The 25,519-nt window shown below is 59.1% G+C and carries 22 protein-coding genes; 9 read left to right on the top strand and 13 right to left on the bottom strand.

Going from position 1 to position 25,519, the window contains the following annotated elements; genetic code table 11:
• Nucleotides 1-59 precede the first annotated feature (59 nt).
• Nucleotides 60-368, top strand: a complete 309-nt coding sequence (locus tag ACM6IQ_RS16515; protein WP_017336468.1) for a YhbY family RNA-binding protein — start codon at nucleotides 60-62, stop codon at nucleotides 366-368.
• Between the two features lie 9 nt (nucleotides 369-377).
• Here ACM6IQ_RS16515 and ACM6IQ_RS16510 read toward each other — a convergent pair whose 3' ends face one another.
• The 8 genes from ACM6IQ_RS16510 to grpE all read right to left on the bottom strand — a co-directional run bounded on the left by ACM6IQ_RS16510 (nucleotide 378) and on the right by grpE (nucleotide 10,843).
• Complete coding sequence (locus ACM6IQ_RS16510) at nucleotides 378-782, bottom strand: hypothetical protein (protein WP_031318371.1); 405 nt, start codon at nucleotides 780-782, stop codon at nucleotides 378-380.
• 28 nt (nucleotides 783-810) lie between these two features.
• The gene (greA, locus tag ACM6IQ_RS16505) at nucleotides 811-1,287 is read right to left on the bottom strand and encodes a transcription elongation factor GreA (protein ID WP_010463507.1); all 477 of its coding nucleotides are present in this window, start codon (nucleotides 1,285-1,287) and stop codon (nucleotides 811-813) included.
• Nucleotides 1,284-4,505, bottom strand: a complete 3,222-nt coding sequence (gene carB, locus ACM6IQ_RS16500; RefSeq protein ID WP_017336466.1) for a carbamoyl-phosphate synthase large subunit — start codon at nucleotides 4,503-4,505, stop codon at nucleotides 1,284-1,286. Before carB ends, greA begins: the two co-directional genes overlap by 4 nt.
• A gap of 117 nt (nucleotides 4,506-4,622) precedes the next feature.
• Nucleotides 4,623-5,759 carry a glutamine-hydrolyzing carbamoyl-phosphate synthase small subunit gene (gene carA, locus ACM6IQ_RS16495; protein WP_017336465.1) on the bottom strand — a complete coding sequence of 379 codons (1,137 nt, stop codon included), beginning with the start codon at nucleotides 5,757-5,759 and terminating at the stop codon, nucleotides 4,623-4,625.
• 259 nt (nucleotides 5,760-6,018) lie between these two features.
• Nucleotides 6,019-6,825, bottom strand: coding sequence for a 4-hydroxy-tetrahydrodipicolinate reductase (gene dapB / locus ACM6IQ_RS16490; protein WP_017336464.1), 807 nt, complete (start codon nucleotides 6,823-6,825; stop codon nucleotides 6,019-6,021).
• A 9-nt stretch (nucleotides 6,826-6,834) separates the two neighbouring features.
• The gene (dnaJ, locus tag ACM6IQ_RS16485) at nucleotides 6,835-7,959 is read right to left on the bottom strand and encodes a molecular chaperone DnaJ (protein WP_017336463.1); all 1,125 of its coding nucleotides are present in this window, start codon (nucleotides 7,957-7,959) and stop codon (nucleotides 6,835-6,837) included.
• 298 nt (nucleotides 7,960-8,257) lie between these two features.
• Nucleotides 8,258-10,174 carry a molecular chaperone DnaK gene (gene dnaK / locus ACM6IQ_RS16480; protein ID WP_017336462.1) on the bottom strand — a complete coding sequence of 639 codons (1,917 nt, stop codon included), beginning with the start codon at nucleotides 10,172-10,174 and terminating at the stop codon, nucleotides 8,258-8,260.
• Between the two features lie 102 nt (nucleotides 10,175-10,276).
• Nucleotides 10,277-10,843: a nucleotide exchange factor GrpE gene (grpE, locus tag ACM6IQ_RS16475; protein ID WP_017336461.1), complete on the bottom strand. Its 567-nt coding sequence runs from the start codon at nucleotides 10,841-10,843 to the stop codon at nucleotides 10,277-10,279.
• A 241-nt stretch (nucleotides 10,844-11,084) separates the two neighbouring features.
• Here grpE and recN point away from each other — a divergent pair, with 241 nt between their 5' ends.
• A complete protein-coding gene (gene recN, locus ACM6IQ_RS16470; protein ID WP_414879338.1) occupies nucleotides 11,085-12,758 on the top strand; it encodes a DNA repair protein RecN in 1,674 nt (557 codons plus the stop codon).
• Between the two features lie 75 nt (nucleotides 12,759-12,833).
• Here the strand turns inward: recN and fur are convergent, their stop codons facing one another.
• Nucleotides 12,834-13,238: a ferric iron uptake transcriptional regulator gene (gene fur, locus ACM6IQ_RS16465; protein WP_003197684.1), complete on the bottom strand. Its 405-nt coding sequence runs from the start codon at nucleotides 13,236-13,238 to the stop codon at nucleotides 12,834-12,836.
• Between the two features lie 97 nt (nucleotides 13,239-13,335).
• Here fur and ACM6IQ_RS16460 point away from each other — a divergent pair, with 97 nt between their 5' ends.
• Entirely contained in the window at nucleotides 13,336-13,863 is a 528-nt protein-coding gene (locus tag ACM6IQ_RS16460) for an outer membrane protein assembly factor BamE (protein WP_017336459.1), read from the top strand.
• Between the two features lie 60 nt (nucleotides 13,864-13,923).
• Here ACM6IQ_RS16460 and ACM6IQ_RS16455 read toward each other — a convergent pair whose 3' ends face one another.
• Genes ACM6IQ_RS16455 through ACM6IQ_RS16445 form a run of 3 tightly spaced genes read right to left on the bottom strand, consistent with a single transcriptional unit; the run spans nucleotide 13,924 to nucleotide 16,076 of the window.
• Nucleotides 13,924-14,238: an RnfH family protein gene (locus ACM6IQ_RS16455; RefSeq protein WP_414879337.1), complete on the bottom strand. Its 315-nt coding sequence runs from the start codon at nucleotides 14,236-14,238 to the stop codon at nucleotides 13,924-13,926.
• The gene (locus tag ACM6IQ_RS16450; RefSeq protein ID WP_017336457.1) at nucleotides 14,231-14,665 is read right to left on the bottom strand and encodes a type II toxin-antitoxin system RatA family toxin; all 435 of its coding nucleotides are present in this window, start codon (nucleotides 14,663-14,665) and stop codon (nucleotides 14,231-14,233) included. Before ACM6IQ_RS16450 ends, ACM6IQ_RS16455 begins: the two co-directional genes overlap by 8 nt.
• A gap of 7 nt (nucleotides 14,666-14,672) precedes the next feature.
• Entirely contained in the window at nucleotides 14,673-16,076 is a 1,404-nt protein-coding gene (locus ACM6IQ_RS16445) for a sodium-dependent transporter (RefSeq protein ID WP_414879336.1), read from the bottom strand.
• Between the two features lie 118 nt (nucleotides 16,077-16,194).
• Between ACM6IQ_RS16445 and smpB the strand changes: the two genes are divergently transcribed.
• Nucleotides 16,195-16,677 (top strand): SsrA-binding protein SmpB, encoded by a 483-nt coding sequence (smpB, locus tag ACM6IQ_RS16440; protein ID WP_008029800.1) that lies wholly within the window; start codon nucleotides 16,195-16,197, stop codon nucleotides 16,675-16,677.
• Nucleotides 16,678-16,827: 150 nt separating this feature from the next.
• Here smpB and ACM6IQ_RS16435 read toward each other — a convergent pair whose 3' ends face one another.
• Nucleotides 16,828-17,595 carry a GntR family transcriptional regulator gene (locus ACM6IQ_RS16435; protein ID WP_017336455.1) on the bottom strand — a complete coding sequence of 256 codons (768 nt, stop codon included), beginning with the start codon at nucleotides 17,593-17,595 and terminating at the stop codon, nucleotides 16,828-16,830.
• A gap of 261 nt (nucleotides 17,596-17,856) precedes the next feature.
• Between ACM6IQ_RS16435 and ACM6IQ_RS16430 the strand changes: the two genes are divergently transcribed.
• The 5 genes from ACM6IQ_RS16430 to ACM6IQ_RS16410 all read left to right on the top strand — a co-directional run bounded on the left by ACM6IQ_RS16430 (nucleotide 17,857) and on the right by ACM6IQ_RS16410 (nucleotide 25,456).
• Nucleotides 17,857-19,551, top strand: coding sequence for a lactate permease LctP family transporter (locus ACM6IQ_RS16430; protein ID WP_017336454.1), 1,695 nt, complete (start codon nucleotides 17,857-17,859; stop codon nucleotides 19,549-19,551).
• 151 nt (nucleotides 19,552-19,702) lie between these two features.
• Nucleotides 19,703-20,527, top strand: coding sequence for a (Fe-S)-binding protein (locus ACM6IQ_RS16425; RefSeq protein ID WP_017336453.1), 825 nt, complete (start codon nucleotides 19,703-19,705; stop codon nucleotides 20,525-20,527).
• Nucleotides 20,524-21,981, top strand: a complete 1,458-nt coding sequence (locus tag ACM6IQ_RS16420) for a LutB/LldF family L-lactate oxidation iron-sulfur protein (RefSeq protein WP_017336452.1) — start codon at nucleotides 20,524-20,526, stop codon at nucleotides 21,979-21,981. Before ACM6IQ_RS16425 ends, ACM6IQ_RS16420 begins: the two co-directional genes overlap by 4 nt.
• Complete coding sequence (locus tag ACM6IQ_RS16415; protein ID WP_017336451.1) at nucleotides 21,978-22,649, top strand: LutC/YkgG family protein; 672 nt, start codon at nucleotides 21,978-21,980, stop codon at nucleotides 22,647-22,649. The genes ACM6IQ_RS16420 and ACM6IQ_RS16415 overlap by 4 nt, the downstream gene beginning before the upstream one ends.
• Nucleotides 22,646-25,456 carry an FAD-binding and (Fe-S)-binding domain-containing protein gene (locus tag ACM6IQ_RS16410; RefSeq protein ID WP_414879335.1) on the top strand — a complete coding sequence of 937 codons (2,811 nt, stop codon included), beginning with the start codon at nucleotides 22,646-22,648 and terminating at the stop codon, nucleotides 25,454-25,456. Before ACM6IQ_RS16415 ends, ACM6IQ_RS16410 begins: the two co-directional genes overlap by 4 nt.
• Nucleotides 25,457-25,519: the final 63 nt, after the last annotated feature.

Below are 25,519 nucleotides of genomic sequence, written 5' to 3'. Positions count from 1 at the left end.
CACGAACCCTCGGGTAAAATGGCCGCCATTTTACAGAATCCAGACTAAAGGGTCAGATTATGCCGCTCACTCAAGAGCAGAAGAAACAGTACAAATCCATCGGCCACCATCTGAAACCGGTTTTGATCGTGGCTGACAACGGTTTGACTGAAGGTGTGTTAGCCGAACTTGAACGCGCCTTGGCGGATCACGAGCTGATCAAAATCAAGCTCAACATCCTCGATCGCGAATCGCGCCTGGCGTCCATTGCAGAGCTCTGCAAGGCCGGCAAAGCGGATCTGGTTCAGGTCATCGGCAAGATGGCACTGATTTACCGCAAGAACTTCAGCGTCAACAAGCAGCTGTCGAACGTTCATCGCTTCAAGTGATGGCAAGGGTCAAGGGTGTGCTTCGCGCACCCTGCCACTCCATCCGGGCACCGGTTGCAGTACCAGCACCAGCCCGGAAAAACCCAGAACCAGATAACTGAACACCTGCCAACGCACGGCATCCGGCCAGCCGACACGCACCGCGACATACATCGCGCACGCATACAACGCCATCAGCAGCAACTGCCCGCGAATATCGCGCCATAGACTGGCAAAGCCCTCGGCCTGAACCAGCACCAAAGCCTGAAAAATCACACACGCTGCGGCGAATCCCACCATCAGCGAGTTCAGCATGCCTGCAATTTCGTCGATCAGCAGCGGCGCCAGACCAATATGGTCGAGCACCGGCAACAGACCGATATGCAACAGCCACAGGCCGCCGACCCACAACATCTGAGTCAGCTGCCAAAGCAACGCGCCCGCTCGAAGCGGGCGCCTGCGTTCAGATGTGGCGGACTTCGACAATCTCGTACTCGATAACGCCACCTGGCGTTTTCACCGCGACCACATCACCCTCTTCCTTGGCAATCAAGGCGCGGGCCAATGGCGAACCTACCGAAATCTTGCCGAGTTTGAAGTCAGCCTCATCCTCACCCACGATGTGGTAAGTGACGCTTTCATCAGTCTCGACGTTGGCGATTTCAACGGTGGTGCCGAAAATCACTTTGCCGGTGTGAGGAATGGTCGTGACGTCGATGATGACCTGATTCTGAATCCGGCCTTCGATGTCACGAATCCGCGCCTCGACCATACCTTGCTGCTCGCGAGCAGCGTGGTATTCGGCGTTTTCCTTCAAGTCACCCAACTCGCGAGCCGTACCGATGTCCTGGCTGAGCTTCGGACGGACGACCTTGGTCAGGTGAGCGTGTTCTTCTTCCAGGGCTTTCGCGCCCTGGACGGTCATTGGGTATTTGATCATGCCTTCAATCCTGCGTGTAGATCCTGCAAGCGGCGCACGGTCTTCTCGGGACCGAACTTCAGCGCTTCGCAGATAGCTTCGCCAGCAGCAATGGTAGTGGTGCAGTAGATCTTGTGCTGCAAGGCATTACGACGAATGGAATAGGAATCGGCGATCGACTGGCGACCTTCGGTGGTGTTGATGATCAGGGTGACTTCGTCGTTCTTGATCATGTCGACCACGTGTGGACGGCCTTCGGTCACCTTGTTCACACGACGCACTTTCAGGCCTGCGGCTTCGATCAGCTTGGCAGTACCGGCAGTGGCGACCACTTCGAAGCCCAAGTTGATCAGATCACGGGCCACGCCTGCAACCAGTGGCTTGTCATCGTCACGCACGCTGATGAACGCGGTACCGCCAGTCGGCAGCACTTCGCTGGCACCCATCTGAGCTTTGGCAAAGGCTTCGCCGAAGGTATCGCCCACACCCATCACTTCACCGGTGGACTTCATCTCTGGGCCCAGGATCGGGTCCACGCCAGGGAATTTGGCGAATGGGAACACTGCCTCTTTCACGCTGTAGAAGTTCGGAATGATTTCTTTGGTGAAGCCGATTTCCTTCAGGGTTTTACCGGCCATTACGCGAGCCGCGATCATCGCCAGGGACACACCGATGCACTTGGAGACGAACGGTACGGTACGGGAAGCGCGCGGATTGACTTCGATGACGTAGATGTCTTCGCCTTGCAGCGCCAACTGAACGTTCATCAGGCCGACTACGCCCAGTTCCAGGGCCATTTTCTTGACCTGTTCGCGCATCTCGTCCTGGATGTGGGCAGGCAGCGAGTACGGCGGCAGGGAGCAAGCGGAGTCACCGGAGTGAACGCCAGCCTGCTCGATGTGCTGCATGATTGCGCCGATCACTACGTCGGTGCCGTCGCAGACCGCATCCACGTCCATTTCGATGGCGCAGTTGAGGAAGTGGTCGAGCAGCACCGGGCTGTCGTTCGACACTTTCACCGCGTCACGCAGGTAGCGCTTGAGCTCTTCTTCTTCGTAGACGATTTCCATCGCACGACCGCCCAGTACGTAGGACGGGCGCACCACCAGCGGGTAGCCGATCTTGGCGGCGGCACGAATCGCTTCGTCTTCGCTGCGCACAGTGGCGTTTGGCGGCTGACGCAGGTTAAGACGCTCGACCATCTGCTGGAAGCGCTCACGGTCTTCGGCACGGTCGATGGCGTCAGGGCTGGTGCCGATGATCGGCACGCCGGCTTCTTCCAGGGCGCGAGCCAGTTTCAGCGGGGTCTGGCCGCCGTACTGGACGATCACACCTTTCGGCTTCTCGACGCGGCAGATTTCCAGCACGTCTTCCAGGGTCACCGGCTCGAAGTACAGGCGATCGGAGGTGTCGTAGTCGGTGGAAACGGTTTCCGGGTTGCAGTTGACCATGATGGTCTCGTAACCGTCTTCGCGCAGAGCCAACGCCGCGTGCACGCAGCAGTAGTCGAACTCGATGCCCTGGCCGATACGGTTTGGACCGCCGCCGAGGATCATGATCTTGTCGCGGCCCGACGGCGCGGCTTCGCACTCTTCCTCGTAAGTCGAGTACATGTAGGCGGTGTCAGTGGCGAACTCGGCCGCGCAGGTGTCAACGCGCTTGTAGACCGGGAAGATTTCCAGCTTGTGACGGTGACGACGCAGTGCCTTCTCGGTCACGCCCAGCAGCTTGGCCAGACGCATGTCGGAGAAACCCTTGCGCTTGAGCTTGTACATCAGGTCGCGGTCGATGCTGGCCAGACCCAGGGTCTTGACCTTCTCTTCGTCCTTGATCAGATCTTCGATCTGCACCAGGAACCACGGGTCGATCATGTTCATACCGAAGATGTCTTCGACCGACAGACCGGCGCGGAACGCGTCCGCCACGTACCAGATACGCTCAGCACCCGGCACGGTCAGTTCGCGCTTGAGGATGCTCATGCTTTCCGGATTGCTCAGGTCAAGCTTCTCGTCCAGGCCGCAAACGCCCACTTCGAGACCGCGCAAAGCTTTCTGCAGGGATTCCTGGAAAGTCCGGCCGATGGCCATGACTTCACCCACCGACTTCATTTGAGTGGTCAGGCGCGCGTCGGCTTTCGGGAATTTCTCGAACGCGAAGCGTGGCAGCTTGGTCACGACATAGTCGATGGACGGCTCGAAGGATGCAGGCGTAGCACCGCCGGTGATTTCGTTCTGCAGTTCGTCCAGGGTGTAGCCGATCGCCAGCTTGGCTGCGATACGCGCAATCGGGAAACCAGTGGCTTTCGAGGCCAGTGCCGAAGAGCGGGATACACGCGGGTTCATCTCGATGACCACCATGCGGCCAGTGTCCGGGCAGATGCCGAACTGGACGTTGGAGCCGCCGGTTTCCACGCCGATCTCGCGCAGTACCGCCAGGGAGGCGTTACGCATGATCTGGTATTCCTTGTCCGTCAGGGTCTGTGCCGGAGCAACGGTGATCGAGTCACCGGTGTGCACGCCCATCGGGTCAAAGTTTTCGATGGAGCAGACGATGATGCAGTTGTCCTTCTTATCGCGGACAACCTCCATCTCGTACTCTTTCCAGCCGATCAGGGATTCGTCAATCAGCAGCTCTTTGGTCGGCGACAGGTCCAGGCCGCGGGCGCAGATTTCTTCAAACTCTTCACGGTTGTAAGCGATACCGCCACCCGTGCCACCCATGGTGAAGGACGGACGGATGATGCACGGGAAGCCAAGCTTCTCGAGCACTGCGTTGGCTTCTTCCATACTGTGGGCGATACCCGAGCGCGGGCAGTCCAGACCGATGGATTTCATTGCCTTGTCAAAGCGCGAACGGTCTTCAGCCTTGTCGATGGTGTCAGCGTTGGCACCAATCATCTCTACGCCGAACTTCTCCAGAACGCCTTCGCGCTCCAGGTCCAGTGCGCAGTTCAGCGCGGTCTGGCCGCCCATGGTTGGCAGCAGCGCGTCCGGACGCTCTTTCTCGATGATCTTGGCAACGGTCTGCCATTTGATCGGCTCGATGTAGGTGGCGTCGGCCATGTCCGGGTCGGTCATGATGGTCGCTGGGTTGGAGTTCACCAGGATGACGCGGTAACCCTCCTCGCGCAGGGCTTTGCAGGCCTGGGCGCCGGAGTAGTCGAATTCGCAGGCCTGGCCGATAACGATCGGGCCAGCGCCGAGAATCAGGATGCTTTTAATGTCTGTACGTTTTGGCATGGGTTTGTCACTCAAATCCGCAGGTCAGTCGGCAAGCCGTCTTGTTCAATCTGTGAAGCCTGGAGGGGTCGCCGGTGTCGGGACCGCCCCCAGGCCTTGCTGCATCAAGGCCAGCGATCAGCGTCGCTTGGCCATTTCGTTGATGAAGCGATCGAACAGAGGCGCTACGTCGTTCGGGCCAGGGCTGGCTTCCGGGTGACCCTGGAAGCTGAAGGCGCTCTTGTCGGTACGCTCGATCCCTTGCAGGGTGCCGTCGAACAGCGACTTGTGAATCGCGCGGACGTTGGCGGGCAAGGTCGCTTCGTCTACCGCAAAACCGTGGTTCTGGCTGGTAATCATCACCACGCCGGTGTCCAGGTCCTGGACCGGGTGATTGGCGCCGTGGTGGCCATGACCCATTTTCAAGGTCTTGGCGCCGGAAGCCAGGGCCAGCAGCTGGTGACCGAGGCAGATACCGAACACCGGGATTTCGGTTTCCAGTACGTCCTTGATCGCCTGGATCGCGTAGTCGCAAGGCTCCGGATCACCAGGACCGTTGGACAGGAACACGCCGTCCGGCTTCATCGCCAGCACATCAGCGGCAGGTGTTTGCGCCGGCACCACGGTGACGCGGCAACCGCGCGCGACCAGCATGCGCAGGATGTTCAGCTTGACGCCGTAGTCGTAGGCAACCACGTGGTATGGCAGCTCGGAGGCATCGATGGTCGCGTGGCTGTCGGTTTTCAGGTCCCAGACAGTCGAGCGCCACTCGTAGGTTTCCTTGGTGCTGACGACTTTCGCCAGGTCCATGCCCTTGAGGCCAGGGAAGCCTTGGGCAGCGGCGATGGCCGCTTCTTCGGAAATGTTGTCACCGGCCATGATGCAGCCGTTCTGTGCGCCTTTTTCACGCAGGATGCGTGTCAGACGGCGGGTGTCGATACCGGCGATGGCCACAACGTTGTTGGCTTTCAGGTAGTCGGACAGGGACATCGTGTTACGCCAGTTGCTCGCAACCAGTGGCAGGTCACGGATAACCAGGCCAGCGGACCAGACGCGGTCGGACTCGGCGTCTTCCGGCGTGGTGCCGGTGTTGCCGATGTGCGGGTAAGTCAGGGTAACGATCTGTTGGGCGTAGGAAGGATCGGTAAGGATTTCCTGATAGCCGGTCATTGCGGTGTTAAACACCACCTCACCAACGGTTTGACCGTCGGCTCCAATGGCTTCGCCGCGAAAAATGCTGCCATCAGCAAGGGCGAGTATGGCTGGCTTAGTCAAGAAGACCTCCCGTAAATAAAGCCTGAAAGGGCGATCGCAGGTTGTAAAAAAGCGGAGTGACGTATGGACACGTCACCCCGCTTCTTCACTGAATTATTCTGCGCGCTTTTAGTGGACACACTAAAGCTGTAGCTTACAGAAAAAGGCTTTTTTGGTCTACCGCCAATGAGCCTTAAAGGCCGGAGAATGCGACAGGACGTCGCTTGGCGTAATAAAACCGGGCCCCATCGTTGAGTCGGAACCCGGTTTCGGGTGCATCTTAACGCAGGTCGAGCACGTCTTGCATGTCGTAAAGGCCAGGCTCACGACCGTCCAGCCACAACGCCGCACGCACCGCACCCTTGGCGAAAGTCATGCGACTCGACGCCTTGTGTGTGATTTCGAGGCGCTCGCCCTCACAAGCGAACAGCACCGTGTGATCACCGACCACATCACCGCCACGCACCGTCGCAAAACCGATCGTTTCCCGTTCACGCGCACCAGTGTGGCCTTCACGCCCGTAGACCGCGACCTTCTGCAAATCGCGATCCAGTGCGCTGGCAATCACTTCACCCATGCGCAGGGCCGTGCCTGAAGGCGCGTCGATCTTGTGCCGATGATGAGCCTCGATGATTTCGATATCCGCCTCATCACCCAGCACGCGAGCAGCCATGTCGAGCAGCTTCAGCGACAGATTCACGCCGACACTGAAGTTGGCCGCGAACACGACAGGAATGTCCTTGCCCGCCTCGACCAGCAATTGCTTCTGCGCAGCATCGAGCCCCGTTGTGCCGATCACCATGGCCTTGCCTGCCTTGCGGCAGAAAGCCAGGTTTTTCAGCATGACTTCCGGCAGCGTGAAATCGATCAACACATCGAACTCATCCGCCACCGCCTCGACATGACCGGACAACGGCACACCGATACGCCCCAACGAAGCCAGCTCACCGGCATCCACACCAATCAGAGTGCTGCCGGGGCGAACGATGGCGGCCGTCAGACCTGTCTGCGGCGCGCGTTGCTGCACGGCTTCGACCAGGATTTTGCCCATGCGGCCAGCAGCGCCCATCACAGCTATACGTCGCATGCTCACTCCTTACAGATCGCCGAAGAAGCGCTTCACGCCTTCGAACCAACCGGTGGTTTTCGGCGAATGGCTGTTGTCGTCCGCCAGCGAACTGCGGAACTCTTCCAGCAATTCGCGCTGACGACGACCCAGATTAACCGGAGTCTCTACCGCCACACGGCACATCAGGTCACCGGCACCGCCACCACGCACGGGCGCAACGCCTTTGCCGCGCACACGGAATTGTTTGCCGGTCTGAGTCCCTTCAGGGATTTTCAGTTTGACCCGACCATCGAGGGTCGGAATCTCCAGCTCGCCACCCAGCGCCGCGTCGACGAAGCTGATCGGCACTTCGCAGAACAGGTGCTTGCCATCACGCTGGAAGATCGCGTGCTCACGCACATTGATCACCACGTACAGGTCGCCAGTCGGACCGCCCTGGGCACCCGCCTCGCCTTCGCCGGACAGACGAATGCGGTCACCGGTGTCGACACCGGCCGGCACTTTCACGGAAAGGGTCTTGTACTCTTCGACGCGACCGTCACCGTTGCAGGAGGTGCATGGATCGGAAATGATCTTGCCCTGACCATGGCAGCGCGGGCAGGTCTGCTGCACCGAGAAGAAACCTTGCTGCATGCGGACCTGACCGATACCGCCGCACGTCGGGCAGGTAACCGGCGAGGAGCCTTTCTTGGCACCGGAGCCATCGCATGGCTTGCAGTTGACCAGTGTCGGAACGCGGATGTTGACGGTAGTACCGCGCACCGCCTCTTCCAGATTCAGCTCCAGGGTGTAGCGCAAGTCGCTGCCGCGCTGAGCGCCGCCACGAGCACCGCCGCGACCGCCACCGAAGAAGTCACTGAAGACATCGCCAAAGATGTCGGAGAAGTTCTGACCGCCGAACCCGGCACCGCCGCCGCCCATGCTTGGGTCAACACCGGCATGACCATACTGGTCGTACGCCGCGCGCTTGCTGGAATCGGACAGCACTTCGTAGGCCTCGTTGGCCTCTTTGAACATTTCTTCCGACGCTTTGTCATCGGGATTACGGTCCGGGTGGTGCTTCATCGCCAAGCGACGGTAGGCCTTTTTCAGGTCCCCTTCGCTTGAGCCTCGTTCAACACCCAATACTTCGTAATAGTCACGCTTTGCCATAAGTCTTTGCACTCTTAAGGACGTTCGGCAAACCCCTCCTGAGCCTCGCCAAACTCGTTGAGCCCCAATACAGGCCCGGACCCAACTCACGTCAATTCAACGATCCTGGTCTTTGATTTCATTGCAGTACTTTCGGCCCGAAAAGCAGGAGCATCTTCGGCCATACCGCCAACACACAAACGCTGTCGCATGCTGTAAAAATTCGTGTACTCCAGACACGCCAACGCGGGAGCAAGCTCCCGCGCGGCGACATCCTACCAGTCACCGCCGCAAGGCAGTCAACCGGACGACCACTGACTTACTTGTGGTCTTTGACTTCTTCGAACTCGGCATCGACAACGTCGTCAGCCTTCTCAGCCGATTCGCCTTGCGGTGCAGCGCCTTCAGCAGGCTGGGCCTGTTCGGCGTACATCTTCTGCGCCACTGGAGCGGAGACTTTCGACAGCTCTTCAACCTTGGCTTCGATGGCAGCCTTGTCGTCGCCTTTAACGGCGGCTTCCAGGGCAACCACGGCAGCTTCGATTGCAGTCTTCTCTTCAGCCGTCACTTTATCGCCAGCGTCTGCGACCATTTTGCGAGTCGAGTGAACCAGCGCGTCGCCCTGGTTGCGGGCTGCTGCCAGCGCTTCGAACTTGCTGTCTTCCTCGGCGTTGGCTTCAGCATCGCGAATCATCTGCTGAATCTCTTCCTCGGAAAGACCGGAGTTGGCCTTGATCACAATCGACTGAGTCTTGCCGGTAGCCTTGTCTTTCGCGCCGACATGCAGGATGCCGTTGGCGTCGATATCGAAGGTCACTTCAATCTGTGGCACGCCACGTGGTGCTGGTGGAATCTCGGCCAGGTCGAACTTGCCCAAGGACTTGTTCTGAGCAGCTTGCTTACGCTCACCTTGCAGCACGTGAATGGTCACGGCGCCCTGGTTGTCGTCGGCAGTCGAGAACACTTGCGATTTCTTGGTAGGAATCGTGGTGTTTTTCTCGATCAGCGCGGTCATCACGCCACCCATGGTTTCGATACCCAGGGTCAGCGGGCTGACGTCGAGCAGCAGAACGTCTTTCACGTCACCGGCCAATACGGCGCCCTGGATAGCAGCACCCATGGCAACGGCTTCGTCCGGGTTCACGTCTTTACGTGCTTCTTTACCGAAGAACTCGGTCACCAACTTCTGAACCAGTGGCATACGGGTCTGACCGCCCACCAGGATCACGTCATTGATAGCGCCAACGTCAATGCCGGAGTCTTTCAGAGCGATGCGGCAAGGTTCGATGGTGCGCTGAACCAGGTCTTCTACCAGCGCTTCAAGCTTGGCGCGGGAGATTTTCACGTTCAAGTGCTTAGGACCGGTGGCATCTGCAGTGATGTACGGCAGGTTCACGTCGGTCGACATGCTCGAAGACAGTTCGATCTTGGCTTTTTCAGCAGCTTCTTTCAGGCGCTGCATGGCCAGCGGGTCACCTTTGAGGTTCATGCCGCTTTCTTTCTTGAATTCGTCGACGAGGTAGTCGATCAGACGAATGTCAAAGTCTTCACCGCCCAGGAACGTGTCACCGTTGGTGGCCAATACTTCGAACTGGTGCTCACCATCGACTTCAGCGATTTCGATCACGGAAACGTCGAAAGTACCGCCGCCCAGGTCGTAAACGATCACGGTGTGATCGCCTTTCGCTTTGTCCATACCGTAAGCCAGTGCGGCTGCGGTCGGTTCGTTGATGATACGTTTAACGTCCAGGCCCGCGATGCGGCCGGCGTCTTTGGTCGCCTGACGCTGGCTGTCGTTGAAGTAGGCCGGAACGGTGATCACCGCTTCGGTCACAGGCTCGCCGAGGTAGTCTTCGGCGGTCTTCTTCATTTTCTTCAGAATTTCAGCCGAGATTTGTGGCGGCGACATTTTCTGGCCGTTCACTTCTACCCACGCGTCGCCGTTGTCAGCCTTGGCGATTTTGTAAGGGACCATCTTGATGTCTTTCTGCACGACTTCTTCGTCGAACTTACGACCGATCAGACGCTTCACCGCATACAGGGTGTTGTGCGGATTGGTCACTGCCTGACGCTTGGCCGACTGGCCCACGAGGATTTCGCCGTCGTTGGCGTAAGCGATGATCGACGGCGTGGTACGCGCGCCTTCGGCGTTTTCGATAACTTTGGCTACGCCGTTTTCAAGCACGGAGACGCAGGAGTTGGTAGTCCCCAGGTCGATACCGATAATTTTGCCCATGTTCACTCTCCCGAAACTTTGGATTTGGTTGCCGCAGCAGTGGTGGCTAACTGCGGTAATACTTAAACGCTTGACTTCTAAATGGGGGCCTTGCGGCTAATTTCAAGCCTGCTCGTCAATCGATGGCGAAACAGGTGCCGGGGCCTTGCTGACCACGACCATGGCCGGGCGCAGCAGACGTCCATTGAGCTGATAACCCTTCTGGAACACCTTGAGCACACTGTTCGGCTCGACGTCAGCGCTTTCCTGCATGGCCATTGCCTGGTGAAGAACGGCATTGAACGGTTCGCCATGCGGATCGATCGCTTCCAGCTGATAACGCTTCAGGGTGTCCTGGAACATTTTCAGGGTCAGCTCGATGCCTTCGCGCATAGGGCGGATGCTTTCGTCGTCCGGGTTGGACAACTCCAGGCCACGCTCCAGGCTGTCGATGATCGGCAGCAAATCGCCTGCAAATTTTTCCAGGGCGAATTTGTGCGCTTTTTCTACATCCTGCTCAGCGCGACGGCGGACGTTCTGCAGATCGGCGGCAACACGCAAAGCCTGATCCTGCGCGCCTGCCAGTTGCTCTTCGAGCACTTGTACACGAGCCGCGAGGTCTTCACCCGAAGCCGCGGAGCCCTGGTTGGCATCTTGATTTTGCGTATCCACTGTCTGTTCGTCAGCCATAGATTTCTCCTTTCAATATCGTCCGCGAGCTCAACTCGCGCTTCTGCCCAGCTATATGGGGCCGCAAAAATCAGCTTCAAGGGGTTTGCTGTGATTAACCCTACAAAAAACAGCTGCATTGTCATTCCTCGATGCACTGACGATTTCGTCGGATCAAGCAAATCAAGCTAAGCGAGGGCATTGTCAGGCGCAAATAAAACACTGTATAAATAACCAGACCTAAAGCCTGGGAGCGGCCTTTATGCTGGTGCACCTGTCCGTACACAACTACGCCATCGTCGAACATCTCGATCTCGAACTCGATCGCGGGATGAGCGTGATCACAGGGGAAACCGGCGCCGGCAAGTCGATCATGCTCGACGCCCTCGGCCTGACCCTCGGTGATCGTGCCGACAGTGGCGTCGTCCGCCCCGGCGCCGACAAGGCCGACATCCTGGCCACCTTCGACCTGGTCGACATTCCGGAAGCCAGTGCCTGGCTGGCCGAGCGCGACCTCGAAAGCGATGGCCCGTGCATCCTTCGCCGGGTGATCACCGCCGAAGGACGCTCGCGCGGCTATATCAATGGCACGCCCTGCCCCCTCGGGGATCTCAAGTCCCTGGGCGAGCTGCTGATTGATATCCACAGCCAGCACGAACACCAATCCCTGCTCAAGACCGACACTCACCGCCGCCTGCTCGACGAGTACGCCGGCGCCACCGACCTTGCCCGCCAGGTTCAGCTCGCCGCCCAGCGCTGGCGCCAGACGCGCCAGGAACTGGAACGCCTGTCCAACTCCGGTGATGAGCAGCGCGCCCGCCATCAATTGCTGAGCTATCAACTCGAAGAACTGGAAAACCTTGGCCTCGGCGAAAGCGAACTGGAGCAGTTGGAGCAGGAACACAAAAACCTGACCAATGCCGAGACCTTGCTGGGCATCTGCCGACAAGTGGTCGAGCAATGCAGCGAAAGTGATTCCGGCAATGTCCTGAACGCCTTGACCGCCAGCCTTAATCGCCTGTCGAGCGTGAACAACTCGATTGGTGCGCTGGGCGAAGCCAGCAGCCTGCTGACCAGTGCGCAGATCCAGGTTGAAGAAGCCGTGGGCGAGCTGAACCGCTTCCTCGATAACTTCGATGCCGATCCGGCGCGCCTGCAATACCTGGAAGAACGCCTCGATGCGATCTACACCATGGCCCGCAAGCACCGCATCCAGCCCACCGAGGTGGCCGAGATGCAGCAGCGATTGCTGGATGAAATCGAAACGTTGAATGCGAACGACGAATCCATCGAACGACTGAGTGACGAGCTGGCGTCCTATGCCCGCCACTATCAGGAGAAGGCGCGGGAATTGAGCGATTTGCGCCACCAGGCCTCAAGCAGCCTGGCCAGCGCCGTGGAGCAGGAAATCCAGCGACTGGGCATGCCTGGCGGTCGCTTCACCATCGAGCTGCGGCCCAACAGCAACGATGAGTTGCTGCCTAACGGGCTCGAACAGGTAGAACTGCTGGTCAGTGCCAACCCCGGCCAGCCCTTGAAAGCCCTGGCAAAAGTAGCCTCGGGCGGTGAGCTATCGCGGATCAGCCTCGCGATTCAGGTGATCACCGCGCAGACTTCACGCGTACCAACCCTCGTATTCGACGAAGTGGACGTGGGTATCGGCGGACCGACCGCTGAGATTGTCGGCCAACTGTTGCGTCGTCTTGGCGAGCGCGGGCAGGTGTTGACGGTGACTCACTTGCCACAAGTGGCGGCGCAGGGACATCAGCATCTATTTGTGCACAAGGTCCGTGGCGAGGATGCGACCCACACGGCCGTCTCCAAACTCAGCAAGAATGATCGTGTCGAAGAAGTCGCCCGGATGCTGGGGGGTATCGACCTGACCAAGGAATCTTTGGCACACGCGAAAAAAATGGTCGTTACCGCAAAAATCTAGGAACGGCAGAAAGCACGAAGGCGACCCTGGGGTCGCCTTCGCTCGTTTCGCGAACCTGAAGTTCGCGCGACATGCTTACTTTTTCTTGCGCACGTACAGCACAAGATTGTGATCAACCATCTCAAAGCCATACTTGTCGACAATGGCTTTCTGCAGACGCTCGATTTCTTCGTCGAAGAATTCGATCACTTCACTGGTCTCGACGTTGACCATATGGTCGTGATGCTTGCCGTCGTCCAGCTCGAAGACCGCATGGCCTCCGTCGAAGTTGTGCCGCACCACAAGGCCAGCTGCCTCGAACTGGGTCAGTACACGGTAAACCGTGGCCAGACCGACGTCCTCACCAGCCTCCATCAGCGCCTTGTAAACATCCTCGGCACTCATGTGGCGTTGCTCGGCGGAATCGAGCATTTGAAGAATCTTGACCCGTGGCAGGGTCACTTTGAGGCCGGCTTTGCGTAGTTCGCTATTTTCAACCATGGTCAGCTTTCTCGCGATGCTGCTTCGCAGCTTCTCTTAATGCGGGTATGATCGGCGTTTACGTTGTCCCAGCCAAGATAGTGGAAGTCGCCCACCGATGCAAAACACCAAGCTCTTGCTAACCAGTTTCACCTTTGTGGGACTGCTCGCACTCGCCGGTTGTTCATTCCCCGGGGTTTACAAAATCGACATCCAGCAGGGCAATGTCGTCACGCAGGACATGATAGACCAGTTACGCCCGGGAATGACCCGTCGGCAAGTACGGTTTATCATGGGCAACCCTCTGCTGACCGACACGTTCCATGCCGATCGCTGGGATTATCTGTACAGCCTGCAACCGGGTGGCGGTGAACGCCAACAGGAACGCATCAGCGTTATCTTCAACCCAAATGACCAACTTGTCAGCCTCTCTGGCGATTTCATGCCAGGCGTGAGCCGGGACGAAGCCATTCTCGGCAAGGACAGTGGCACTAACGTGACCGCACCTGCAGAAAACGCCGAGAAGCCGAAACCGGAAAAACCGGTCAAGCCGGGTTCGTTGCTGGATCAGATCCAGAAGGACGTGGACGGCGTAGAAACCGTTCCTGTCCCGACGCCAGAACCGCTGGACACCTCGCCGCAATAATTTGCGACGCAATAAAAAACCCGGAATGTCCGGGTTTTTTATTGCCTGGCGTTTGGCGCATCACTGATTCCGTGCTTTCGCCTCGGCAGCCTTGGCGGCGCGAAGCCGGCGAACCTCTTTCGGATCAGCCAGCAGCGGCCGATAAATCTCGATGCGATCCCCCGCCTGAAGCTGACGAGTGTCGGGATCCGCGACCACCTTGCCGAAGATCCCCACCGGGCATTCAGCCAGGTCCAGCTCAGGGAACTCGCGATCCACTCCCGACGCCAGCAAAGCCGCGCGCACCGTCGCCCCCGCTGGCACTGTCACACTCAGAAGCACTTGACGATCAACGGCGGCATACACCACCTCAACCTCGATCACGGCCTCAACCATGCATTTGCTTGGCGCGCTGGCAGAACGCATCCACCAGCGTATTGGCCGCCTGATTGAACAAGGGCCCCAGCGTTGCGCGGACAATCGGCCCGGCGTAGTCGAACGAAAGGTCCAGGCTGATCTTGCAGGCCTTGTCGGTCAATGCCTTGAACACCCAGATGCCGTGCAACTGAGTGAACGGCCCTTCCTCGAGATTCATTTCGATCGATTGCCCGTGCACCAGTGTGTTGCGCGTCACGAAATGCTGGCTGAGTCCACCCTTGGCCACACCTACACTCGCGCGCATATGCTCCTCAGAGCTTTCCAGGACTTCGGCCGACGAGCACCACGGCAGAAACTCCGGGTAACGCGCCACGTCATTGACCAGGTCATACAGCGCTTGCGCCGGATACGGCAGCAGGGCCGAACGTTGAATGTGTGTCGTCATGTCAGCGTCACTTCCACAGCTGGGCGGCAAACACTACGAGAATGCCGATGGGCGCTACATAGCGCATCAAAAACAGGGACAGAGTGAACAGCCTGGGACTGCGGATCGACAACTCGTCGCGCACCGCTTCACGCCCCATCACCCAGCCCGCAAACACCACGAAACACAAACCACCGAGAGGCAGCATGATCCGCGAGGTAAAGAAATCGATCACACCAAAGAAATCCAGGCCGCCGGTCGCACCCCATTGATAGAGATGGAACATCCCGCCTTCGTTCACGAAAAATTTGGCTTGCTTCCAGATATTGAAGGAAAACACCGTGCCCAGACCGACGAACCAGCACGTGAACGCCAGCCAGAATGTCACCCAGGCGCGACTGACTTTCGTACGCTCAACCAGGTAAGCCACCATCGGCTCCAGCAACGAAATCGCCGAACTCCAGGCCGCAATCGCTACCAGCACGAAGAACACTACGCCCATCAACTGGCCAAAGGCTATGTTACCAAAGGCAAATGGCAGGCTGACGAACATCAGGCCAGGGCCTTCACTCGGATTCAGGCCGGCAGCAAACACTATTGGGAACAACGCCAGGCCAGCCACGAGAGAAACAAAGGTATCGAGCAGCGCTACTCCGACGACAGTGCCTGAAATCGACGAATCCTTTGGCATGTAAGCGCCGTAGATCATGATCGAACCCACGCCCACGCTCAGGGAGAAGAACGCATGCCCCATGGCGGGCAGTAAACCGTCGAGGACTTTTTCCGGTTGGAAGTCGAACATGAAATGCACGCCCTCCATGAAATGGCCGGTGGTCATGCTGTAGCCCAGCAACACCAGAATCATTACAAAGAGCAACGGCATCATGATGCGCAGGCTGCGCTCAAGCCCGGCAACGACGCCTTTGGCAATCACAATGGCTGACAGCAGCATAAAAATCGTGTGCCAAAGTGTCAGTCGCCATGGATCGGCGATCACTTTGCCAAAGTAAGCGCCAACCTGATCAGGCGCTGCCCCCTGAAAATCGCCGCGCCCCATGTCGATGATGTAATCCAGCGACCAGCCGCCGACGACGCTATAGAAAGACAGGATCAACAGCGCCGTGATCATCCCGGCGAACGCGCCCCAGGCCCACTTGCCCGAATGCCCCGCCTCCAGCGCCAGCACCTTCAAGGCGTTGGCCGGACTTTGCCGGGCGCGCCGACCGATCAGGGTTTCCGCCAGCATGACCGGCACGCCGATCAGTGCGATACAGGCGAGGAACATCAAAACAAACGCACCGCCGCCGTAGACCCCGACCATGTACGGGAACTTCCAGATGCTACCCAGGCCCACGGCCGAACCGGTCGCGGCGAGTATGAAGACCCAACGGCTAGCCCAACTGCCGTGGACAGAAACCTTGTCTGTCGACATCGTTACCACGTCCAAGCATTGAAAAAAGAGGGCGCATTGTCCGGGATTCAATCAACCTGCTCAAGCACGCTGCGTCACCGTAGCCGACTCGCTTGCAACTCCCTATAATGCCGCCCCTATGGCTAAACAGAAGAAACACCCAACAGGGACCATCGCGCAAAATAAAAAGGCGCGACACGATTACTTCATCGAACATCGGTTCGAGGCTGGTCTGGTCCTGGCCGGCTGGGAAGTAAAAAGTCTGCGGGCAAGCAAGCTACAGCTGGTTGACAGTTATGTACTGCTCAAGGATGGCGAAGCCTGGCTGCTCGGCAGCCACATTACGCCCCTGACGACCGCCAGCACCCACGTCATCGCTGATCCGACGCGCACCCGAAAATTGTTGCTCAACCGCCGCGAGCTGGAAAAGCTGGCCGCCGCCGTGCAGCAAAAGGGTTACGCCTGCGTGTGCCTGTCCTGGTACTGGAGCAAGCACATGGTCAAGTGCGAGATCGCGCTGGGCAAGGGCAAGAAGGAATACGACAAGCGTGATACCGAACGCGAACGCGACGCCGGTCGCGAGTTGCAGCGCGCGGTGCGCAACAAGGGCAAGGAAGAGTAGCTCTCCGACCCCGGCGCGTTTTGTGGCGAGGGAGCTTGCTCCCGCTCGGCTGCGAAGCAGTCGCAAACCGGTAAATACAATCTTGTATTGACTGGCTTGAGGGCCGCTTCGCGCCCCAGCGGGAGCAAGCTCCCTCGCCACAGACGCTCTCTACATTCCCTTGCGCCGCTCCGCCCGGGCCATGCGCTGCACTTCCTGACGCACCTCTTCCAGTACTTCCTGCACATACAAAATGTGTCGACTGGAAACTTCCCGCGCCTGCTCCGCCCTTCCTTCGATAATCGCCACGTACAACTCGCGGTGCTGCGTGATCAGCATGTCGCGGGTTTCAGTGCGCTGTTTGTACATACCACCGATGTTGGTCACCACGTTGCGCTTGAGCAAATCGAACAGTCCACGAATCGTGTGGAGCAACACTGCGTTGTGACTGGCCTCGGCAATCGCCAGGTGAAATTTCGCATCCGCCGCGCCCTCTTCCGCCCGGCTCACTTCATCGTGGCGCGTGTAGCAATCCTGCAATTCATTAAAGGCCGCGGTCAGTCGCTCGCGGTCGACATCCGTGGCGCGCAGCGCTGCGTAATAGGCGCAGGACGCTTCCAGGGTGTGGCGAAACTCCAGCAAATCACGCTGGGCCTCGGGGTTGCTTTCCAGCAGATGAAGAAGTGGATCACTGAACGTCGTGCCCAGTGATTCCACCACATAATTTCCGCCACCCTGGCGACTGACCAGCAAGCCCTTGGCCGCCAGCTTCTGAATCGCTTCGCGCAACGAAGGGCGTGACACACCGAACTGCTCGGCCAGCGCGCGTTCTGCCGGCAAGCGCTCACCTGCCTTCAGCGTGCCCTCGAGGATCATCCCCTCGAGCCGCTCGACAATATCGTCAGACAAACGGCGCTGACGAATTTGATCAAACCCCATAACTCAAATCTCCGCGATCCCGACGGCTCGCCGGGCTCTCTATTCTGGCCTATCGGCGCTGTGCCAGCACCCACCCGACGGCATTTGTTCGAGCGCATCACTCGGAAACCACAGCGCGTGTTCGACAAAAGTTTTAGGGCGGCAAATTGACACACCGCCCACAAGGCTTTTACCCTAGCGAACAGCGATTGTAAATTGGTATTACCAATTAACCAAGAACGCTGACAGTGCATGACCAACAACAATTAGGGGCCACCCCATATGCAAACCTGGCAACAGCTCTATACCCCGCTCGGCAGCCTCGGCTTTTCCGCGCTCGCGGCCGTCATTCCCATCGTGTTTTTCTTTCTGGCGTTGGCCGTGTTCCGGCTCAAAGGGCACGTGGCGGGCAGCATCACGCTGGCCTTGTCCATCGCCGTGGCCATTTTCGCTTTCCAGATGCCGGTCGACATGGCATTCGCCGCCGCCGGGTATGGCTTCGCTTACGGCTTGTGGCCGATTGCGTGGATCATCGTGGCAGCGGTTTTCCTCTACAAGCTGACGGTCAAGAGCGGTCAGTTCGAGGTGATTCGCAGCTCCGTCCTGTCGATCACCGACGACCAGCGCTTGCAGGTGTTGCTGATCGGTTTCTGCTTCGGTGCGTTCCTTGAAGGTGCAGCCGGTTTCGGCGCACCGGTAGCGATTACTGCCGCACTGCTTGTAGGACTGGGCTTCAATCCGCTGTACGCCGCAGGCCTGTGCCTGATCGCCAACACCGCGCCGGTGGCGTTTGGTGCCCTGGGGATTCCAATCATCGTGGCCGGGCAAGTGACTGGTATCGATGCGTTCAAGATCGGCGCCATGACCGGCCGCCAATTGCCGCTGCTGTCGCTGTTCGTGCCGTTCTGGCTGGTGTTCATGATGGATGGCCTGCGCGGCGTGCGGGAAACCTGGCCGGCAGCGCTGGTGGCCGGCTTGAGCTTTGCCATCACCCAATACTTCACGTCGAACTTCATCGGCCCTGAGTTGCCGGACATCACCTCGGCCTTGGCCAGCCTGATCTCCCTGACGCTGTTCCTGAAAGTCTGGCAGCCAAAACGCGCTGCAGGCCAACACATCGCAGGCGCGGTCTCGGCCTCCGTTGTGACTGCCAGCGCCGGCGGTTTCGGCCAGCCGCGCACAACCGTGGCTTCGCCTTACAGCCTGGGTGAAATTTTCAAGGCCTGGTCGCCGTTCCTGATCCTCACCGTACTGGTCACCATCTGGACCCTGAAGCCGTTCAAGGCGATGTTTGCCGCTGGCGGTTCGATGTACGGCTGGGTGTTCAACTTCGCAATCCCGCACCTCGATCAAATGGTGATCAAGGTCGCCCCGATCGTGACCGCGCCAACCGCCATTCCGGCCGTGTTCAAACTTGATCCGATTTCCGCGACCGGCACGGCGATTTTCTTCTCCGCGCTGATCTCGATGCTGGTGCTGAAAATCAATCTCAAAACTGGTCTGACCACTTTTAGAGAGACGTTCTACGAGCTGCGCTGGCCGATTCTGTCCATCGGTATGGTGCTGGCGTTTGCTTTCGTCACCAACTACTCGGGCATGTCCTCGACCATGGCACTGGTACTGGCAGGCACCGGCGCGGCGTTCCCGTTCTTCTCGCCGTTCCTCGGCTGGCTGGGCGTGTTCCTCACCGGTTCCGATACCTCGTCCAACGCGCTGTTCAGTTCGTTGCAGGCGACTACCGCACACCAGATCGGCGTCAACGACACCTTGCTGGTCGCGGCAAACACCAGCGGCGGCGTCACCGGCAAGATGATCTCGCCACAATCGATCGCCGTGGCCTGCGCCGCGACCGGGCTGGTGGGCAAGGAGTCGGATCTGTTCCGCTTCACCCTCAAGCACAGTCTGTTCTTTGCAACAATCGTCGGCTTGATCACGTTGGCTCAGGCCTACTGGTTCACCGGCATGCTGGTGCACTAAGTACTACGAGAAAAAACGCAAAAACCGACGCCGGACCACGATTCCGGCGTCAGCTATTCACAACCCGGTCTGTAAGGCTGCTGAAAGCATCACTCACTATATTCAGCAGCCTCAGCGGACGGATAACCGGGCCCACCCGGAGACACGCCTGATGAGCGAGCTTTTTTACAACGCCGTGCCGAACGCAACACGCGTCGCCCCGCCACTGCCCGAGCCTCGGCAATACCCCGGCGAAAAACCGTCACGGGTCTACCTGTTCGGGACCTGCGTGGTGGATTTGTTCTACCCGGAAGCCGGAATGGACGCGATTCACCTGTTGGAACGCGAAGGCATCCGTGTCGAGTACCCGCAGGGGCAAAGCTGTTGCGGGCAACCGGCCTACACCTCTGGTTACACCGACCAGGCCCGGGCCGTTGCACGCTCGCAATTGGCGCTGTTCGCTGGCGATTATCCAGTGGTAGTGCCGTCGGGATCGTGTGCCGGCATGTTGCGCGAACACTACGCCGACTTGTTCAAGGACGAGCCGCAAACACTGAAACAGGTTCAGGCGCTGGCTGCCCGGACTTACGAGTTGGCCGAGTTTCTGTTGTTCGTCTGCAAGGTGCAGCTCAAGGACAGTGGCGAACCGGTAAAAGTGGCGCTGCACACCTCGTGCTCGGCACGTCGTGAGATGAACACCCACTTGCACGGCCGCGAGTTGTTGGCGCAGCTGGGCAATGTGGAACGTGTCGACCATAGCCATGAAAGTGAATGCTGTGGCTTTGGTGGGACTTTCAGCGTCCGTATGCCGGACATTTCCGGCGCGATGGTGGCTGACAAGACCCGGTCGTTGAAGGAATCCGGGGCGCACAAGGTACTGAGTGCCGACTGCGGTTGCCTGATGAACATCAACGGCTCGCTGGAGAAACAGAAGGAAGCGTTACGCGGTCAGCATCTGGCCAGTTTCCTCTGGCAGCGAACCGGAGGCGGTCAATGAACGCTTCCGCGATTATTCCTACGGTTGCCGTAGAAGAAGATTTCCGCACCCGCGCTCACACCGCGCTGGGTGACAAGCAGTTGCGAAACAACTTTCGCACTGCGATGGATTCACTGATGACAAAACGGGCAGCGTCCTTCAGCGATGCCCACGAAAGAGAACATCTACGAGCACTGGGCAATGCGGTCCGCGCCCGTGCGTTATCGAAGTTGCCCGACCTGCTCGAGCAACTTGAACGGAACCTGACCCGCAACGGTGTGACAGTGCACTGGGCGGAAACGGTGGACGAAGCCAATGGCATCGTCCTCTCGATCATCCGCGCTCACGAGGGGCGGCAAGTGATCAAGGGCAAATCGATGGTCAGCGAAGAAATGGAAATGAACCATTTCCTCGCTGATCGGGGCATTGAATGCCTGGAATCGGACATGGGCGAGTACATCGTCCAGCTCGACCACGAGAAGCCTTCACACATTATTATGCCGGCGATCCACAAGAATGCCGGTCAGGTCGCGTCCTTGTTCCACGACAAACTTGGCGTGGAGTACACCAAGGACGTTGACCAACTCATTCAGATCGGTCGCAAAGTCTTGCGACAGAAATTCTTCGAAGCGGACATCGGCGTCTCCGGCGTCAACTTCGCCGTGGCCGAAACCGGCACCCTGCTGCTGGTGGAAAACGAAGGCAACGGGCGCATGACGACTACGGTGCCGCCGGTGCACATCGCTGTCACCGGCATCGAAAAAGTCGTGGAAAACCTGCGCGACGTGGTGCCCCTGTTGTCGCTGCTGACCCGCTCAGCGCTCGGCCAGCCCATCACCACCTACGTCAACATGATCTCCGGCCCGCGCAAGGCCCATGAGCTCGATGGCCCGCAGGAAGTGCATCTGGTGCTGCTGGACAACGGTCGCAGCCAGGCCTTTGCCGACAGTGAATTGCGCCAGACCCTGAACTGCATTCGCTGCGGCGCCTGTATGAATCATTGCCCGGTCTACACTCGAATCGGCGGCCACGCCTATGGGGAGGTTTACCCTGGGCCGATCGGAAAAATCATCACCCCGCACATGGTCGGCCTGGCGAATGTCCCGGACCATCCGAGCGCATCGTCGTTGTGCGGTGCTTGCGGTGAAGTGTGCCCGGTAAAAATTCCTATCCCCGCTTTGCTGCGTCGCCTACGGGAAGAGAACGTCAAAGCACCGGACAGTCCGCATCAAGTCATGCGCGGCCAGGGCAGCAAATATTCGCGCAAGGAACGCTTTATCTGGAATGCCTGGGCGAAGCTCAACAGCTCGCCGACGCTGTACCGGCTGTTCGGCTTTTTCGCTACACGACTGCGCGCCCTCGCACCGAGCAACGTTGGCCCGTGGACGCAAAACCACAGCGCCCCGAAACCCGCTGCCCGCTCACTGCACGACATGGCCCGCGAGCATCTGGCCAAACAGGGAGACCGCCGATGAGCGCCAAACAGAATATCCTCGCCAAGTTACGCAATAGTCTGACCGGCACCACGCCCGTGCCGGACGAATTCGACGTCGAACTGGTGACAGCGCCCTACACCTACGCGCCCGAGCAACGCATTCCGCAATTGCGCAAACTGATGGAAGCGGTCCACACGGAAATCCATCTGACCTCCGGCGAAGGCTGGCCCGCCCTGCTCGCACAATTGCTTCGAGATCGCCAATTGCCGAGCCTGCTGATCGCGCCGACGACGCCTCACGGTCAACGTGTCGCTCAGCACTGGGAGAAAAATCCGGGGCTACCAGCGCTCAAGTCCTACGACCGTCCGGTCGAAGAATGGAAAGCCCAGCTGTTCAACGACACGCCCGCCAGCCTGACCGGAACCCTCGGTGCAATCGCGGCCACAGGCAGTCTGATTGTCTGGCCGACACGCGAAGAACCGCGCTTGATGAGCCTGGTGCCGCCGGTGCATTTTGCCCTGCTCAAGGCCAGTGAAATCCGCGACAACTTCTATCAGGTGCAGCAGGAATTCAACTGGGCGCAAGGCATGCCGACCAACGCACTGCTGGTCTCCGGCCCGTCGAAGACCGCCGACATCGAGCAAGTCCTGGCCTACGGCGCTCACGGTCCGAAAGACCTGGTGGTTTTGATTCTGGAGGACCAATGAGTCTACCGGCGGCTTTCCTGCGAGATGCACAGAAACTCATCCCTGAAGACCGACGTTTCGACGATCCACTGTCGACATTGGCCTTCGGCACCGACGCCAGTTTCTACCGGTTGATTCCGAAACTGGTGATCCGTGTCGAATCCGAAGACGAAGTGGTGGCGCTGCTCGGACTGGCGCAACGGGATCGAGTCCCGGTGACCTTCCGCGCCGCCGGCACCAGCCTGTCCGGCCAGGCCATCAGCGATTCAGTGCTGATCGTGCTGGGGGATAACTGGAACGGTCGGGAGATCCGCGGCCAGGGCACGCAAATCCGCCTGCAACCGGGCGTGATCGGCGCACAGGCCAATGCCTGGCTGGCACCGTTCGGACGCAAGATCGGCCCGGACCCGGCGTCGATCAATGCCTGCAAAATCGGAGGCATTGTCGCCAACAATGCCAGCGGCATGTGCTGCGGCACGGCGCAAAACACCTATCACACGCTGGCCGGTATTCGCCTGGTGCTCGCCGACGGCAGCCGCCTCGATACCGAAGATGCGGCGAGTCTCGCGGCATTTCGCCAGAGCCACGCAGCACTGCTTGATCGTCTGGCGGCGCTGGGCCGCGAGACCCGCGCCAATTCCGAATTGGCCGCAAAAATCCGCCACAAATATCGCCTGAAAAATACCACCGGCCTGTCACTCAACGCCCTGGTGGATTTCGACGAGCCTGTGGATATCTTGAGCCACTTGCTGGTGGGTTCCGAAGGCACCCTCGGGTTCATCAGCGCCGTGACTTACGACACCGTGATCGACCACCCGAACAAGGCCTCGGCGCTGATCGTGTTCCCGGATGTGGAAACCTGCTGCAATGCCGTGACCGTGCTGAAAAGCCAACCGGTGTCGGCCGTGGAACTGCTGGACCGCCGCAGTCTGCGATCGGTGCAGAACAAACCCGGCATGCCGGCTTTCGTACAGCACCTGTCGAACAATGCCTGCGCCCTGCTGATCGAATCCCGCGCCGCGTCGTCCACTTTGCTGCACGAGCAACTGACGCAAATCATGGCGTCGCTGGCCTCATTCCCGGTGGAGAAACAAGTCGACTTCACCGAAGACCCCGTCGAAAACGCTCGTCTGTGGGCGATTCGCAAGGACACCTTTCCCGCCGTCGGTGCGGTGCGCAAAACCGGCACCACGGTGATCATCGAAGACGTGACCTTCCCGGTGGAACAACTGGCCATCGGCGTAAACCGTCTGATCGAGCTGTTCGACAAACATCACTACGACGAAGCGATTCTTTTCGGACACGCCCTGGAAGGCAATCTGCACTTTGTCTTCACCCAGGGCTTCAACAACCCGGAAGAAGTCGCACGCTATCAGGCGTTCATGGATGACGTCGCGCAGTTGGTCGCCGTGGAATTCGGCGGTTCGCTGAAGGCCGAGCACGGCACCGGCCGCAATATGGCGCCCTTCGTCGAACTGGAATGGGGTAGCGATGCCTACCAGTTGATGTGGCAGCTCAAGCGCCTGCTCGACCCGAATGGCATTCTCAATCCCGACGTAGTGCTCAGCGACGATCCGCAGATCCACCTGAAAAACCTGAAACCGCTGCCGGCCGCCGACGAGATTGTGGACAAGTGCATCGAGTGCGGTTTCTGCGAACCGGTTTGCCCGTCGAAGGGCCTGACCCTGAGCCCGCGCCAGCGCATCGTGATCTGGCGGGACATTCAGGCTAAAAAACGCGCCGGCGTGGACACCACTGAACTCGAAGCCGCTTATGAATACCAGGGCATCGACACCTGCGCCGCCACCGGTTTGTGCGCCCAGCGTTGTCCTGTAGGAATCAACACCGGCGAGCTGGTGAAAAAGCTCCGCAGCCGTAACGCAACGCATACGAAAACTGCTAATTGGCTTGAAGGCAATTTCGCCACCGCGTTGCAAGGCGCGCGTTTCACCCTGCATGTGGCTAACGGTGCGCGGATGCTGCTGGGGGCGCCACGCCTGGCGAAACTTTCGGCGACGCTGACGAAGCTGTCCAAAGGTCAGGTCCCGCAATGGACCAACGCCATGCCGCAGCCGGAAAAGGCCATTCGCTTCAGCCCGACCGTGACGGATGCGCGTCCGCGAGTGGTGTACCTGGCCGCCTGCGTCTCGCGGGTGATGGGGCCTGCGGCGGGTGATAAAGAACAAATGTCGCTGTACGACAAAACCCGTGGCCTGCTGGAAAAAGCCGGTTACCAGGTCGTCTTTCCGGACAATCAGGACAGCCTCTGCTGCGGTCAGCCGTTCGCCTCCAAGGGTTACGCCGAGCAAGCCGAACACAAACGCCAGGAACTGATCGGCGCGTTGCTGCACGCCAGCCGTGGCGGGCTCGACCCGATCTACTGCGACACCAGCCCTTGCACGCTGCGCCTGGTTCAGGACTTGGGTGATGTTCGACTGGACCTGTACGATCCGGTGCGTTTCATCCGTACGCATTTGATGGACCGGCTTGAATTCACGCCACAGGAAGCGCCCATCGCCGTGCACGTCACGTGCAGCACTCAACACTTGGGAGAGAGCCAGGCGCTGATTGATCTGGCGCGTAAATGCAGCAAGAACGTGGTCATTCCCGAGGGCATTCACTGCTGTGGATTTGCCGGCGACAAGGGCTTTACCACGCCGGAGCTGAACGCCCATTCACTGCGCACGCTCAAGGATGCGGTGCAACAGTGCAGCGAAGGGATTTCCACCAGCCGCACCTGTGAGATCGGTCTGACGCAACACGGGGGAATTGACTACCACGGGCTGGTCTATCTGGTGGACCGAGTCACTAGGGCGAGGGTCCTCTGAAGAAAAATAGAACCCTGACGCACGGTCGTAGTCCACTGGTTAAGCCCGGCCATTGCCGGGCCT

Source organism: Pseudomonas sp. IT-P100 (assembly GCF_949767185.1).
Lineage (GTDB): Bacteria > Pseudomonadota > Gammaproteobacteria > Pseudomonadales > Pseudomonadaceae > Aquipseudomonas > Aquipseudomonas fluorescens_B.
This window is presented reverse-complemented; position numbering and strand designations above follow the sequence as displayed.

Bases quoted from the DNA above. Each gene is read 5' to 3' on its own strand.
- dnaK (WP_017336462.1), bottom strand. From the start codon at position 10,174: ATGGGCAAAATTATCGGTATCGACCTGGGGACTACCAACTCCTGCGTC.
- ACM6IQ_RS16420 (WP_017336452.1), top strand. From the start codon at position 20,524: ATGAACGCTTCCGCGATTATTCCTACGGTTGCCGTAGAAGAAGATTTC.
- dnaJ (WP_017336463.1), bottom strand. From the start codon at position 7,959: ATGGCAAAGCGTGACTATTACGAAGTATTGGGTGTTGAACGAGGCTCA.
- ACM6IQ_RS16455 (WP_414879337.1), bottom strand. From the start codon at position 14,238: ATGGTTGAGGCCGTGATCGAGGTTGAGGTGGTGTATGCCGCCGTTGAT.
- ACM6IQ_RS16425 (WP_017336453.1), top strand. From the start codon at position 19,703: ATGAGCGAGCTTTTTTACAACGCCGTGCCGAACGCAACACGCGTCGCC.
- carB (WP_017336466.1), bottom strand. From the start codon at position 4,505: ATGCCAAAACGTACAGACATTAAAAGCATCCTGATTCTCGGCGCTGGC.
- ACM6IQ_RS16430 (WP_017336454.1), top strand. From the start codon at position 17,857: ATGCAAACCTGGCAACAGCTCTATACCCCGCTCGGCAGCCTCGGCTTT.
- ACM6IQ_RS16435 (WP_017336455.1), bottom strand. From the start codon at position 17,595: ATGGGGTTTGATCAAATTCGTCAGCGCCGTTTGTCTGACGATATTGTC.
- grpE (WP_017336461.1), bottom strand. From the start codon at position 10,843: ATGGCTGACGAACAGACAGTGGATACGCAAAATCAAGATGCCAACCAG.
- dapB (WP_017336464.1), bottom strand. From the start codon at position 6,825: ATGCGACGTATAGCTGTGATGGGCGCTGCTGGCCGCATGGGCAAAATC.
- ACM6IQ_RS16450 (WP_017336457.1), bottom strand. From the start codon at position 14,665: ATGACGACACACATTCAACGTTCGGCCCTGCTGCCGTATCCGGCGCAA.
- ACM6IQ_RS16460 (WP_017336459.1), top strand. From the start codon at position 13,336: ATGCAAAACACCAAGCTCTTGCTAACCAGTTTCACCTTTGTGGGACTG.
- smpB (WP_008029800.1), top strand. From the start codon at position 16,195: ATGGCTAAACAGAAGAAACACCCAACAGGGACCATCGCGCAAAATAAA.
- greA (WP_010463507.1), bottom strand. From the start codon at position 1,287: ATGATCAAATACCCAATGACCGTCCAGGGCGCGAAAGCCCTGGAAGAA.
- ACM6IQ_RS16415 (WP_017336451.1), top strand. From the start codon at position 21,978: ATGAGCGCCAAACAGAATATCCTCGCCAAGTTACGCAATAGTCTGACC.
- ACM6IQ_RS16410 (WP_414879335.1), top strand. From the start codon at position 22,646: ATGAGTCTACCGGCGGCTTTCCTGCGAGATGCACAGAAACTCATCCCT.
- ACM6IQ_RS16515 (WP_017336468.1), top strand. From the start codon at position 60: ATGCCGCTCACTCAAGAGCAGAAGAAACAGTACAAATCCATCGGCCAC.
- fur (WP_003197684.1), bottom strand. From the start codon at position 13,238: ATGGTTGAAAATAGCGAACTACGCAAAGCCGGCCTCAAAGTGACCCTG.
- ACM6IQ_RS16445 (WP_414879336.1), bottom strand. From the start codon at position 16,076: ATGTCGACAGACAAGGTTTCTGTCCACGGCAGTTGGGCTAGCCGTTGG.
- recN (WP_414879338.1), top strand. From the start codon at position 11,085: ATGCTGGTGCACCTGTCCGTACACAACTACGCCATCGTCGAACATCTC.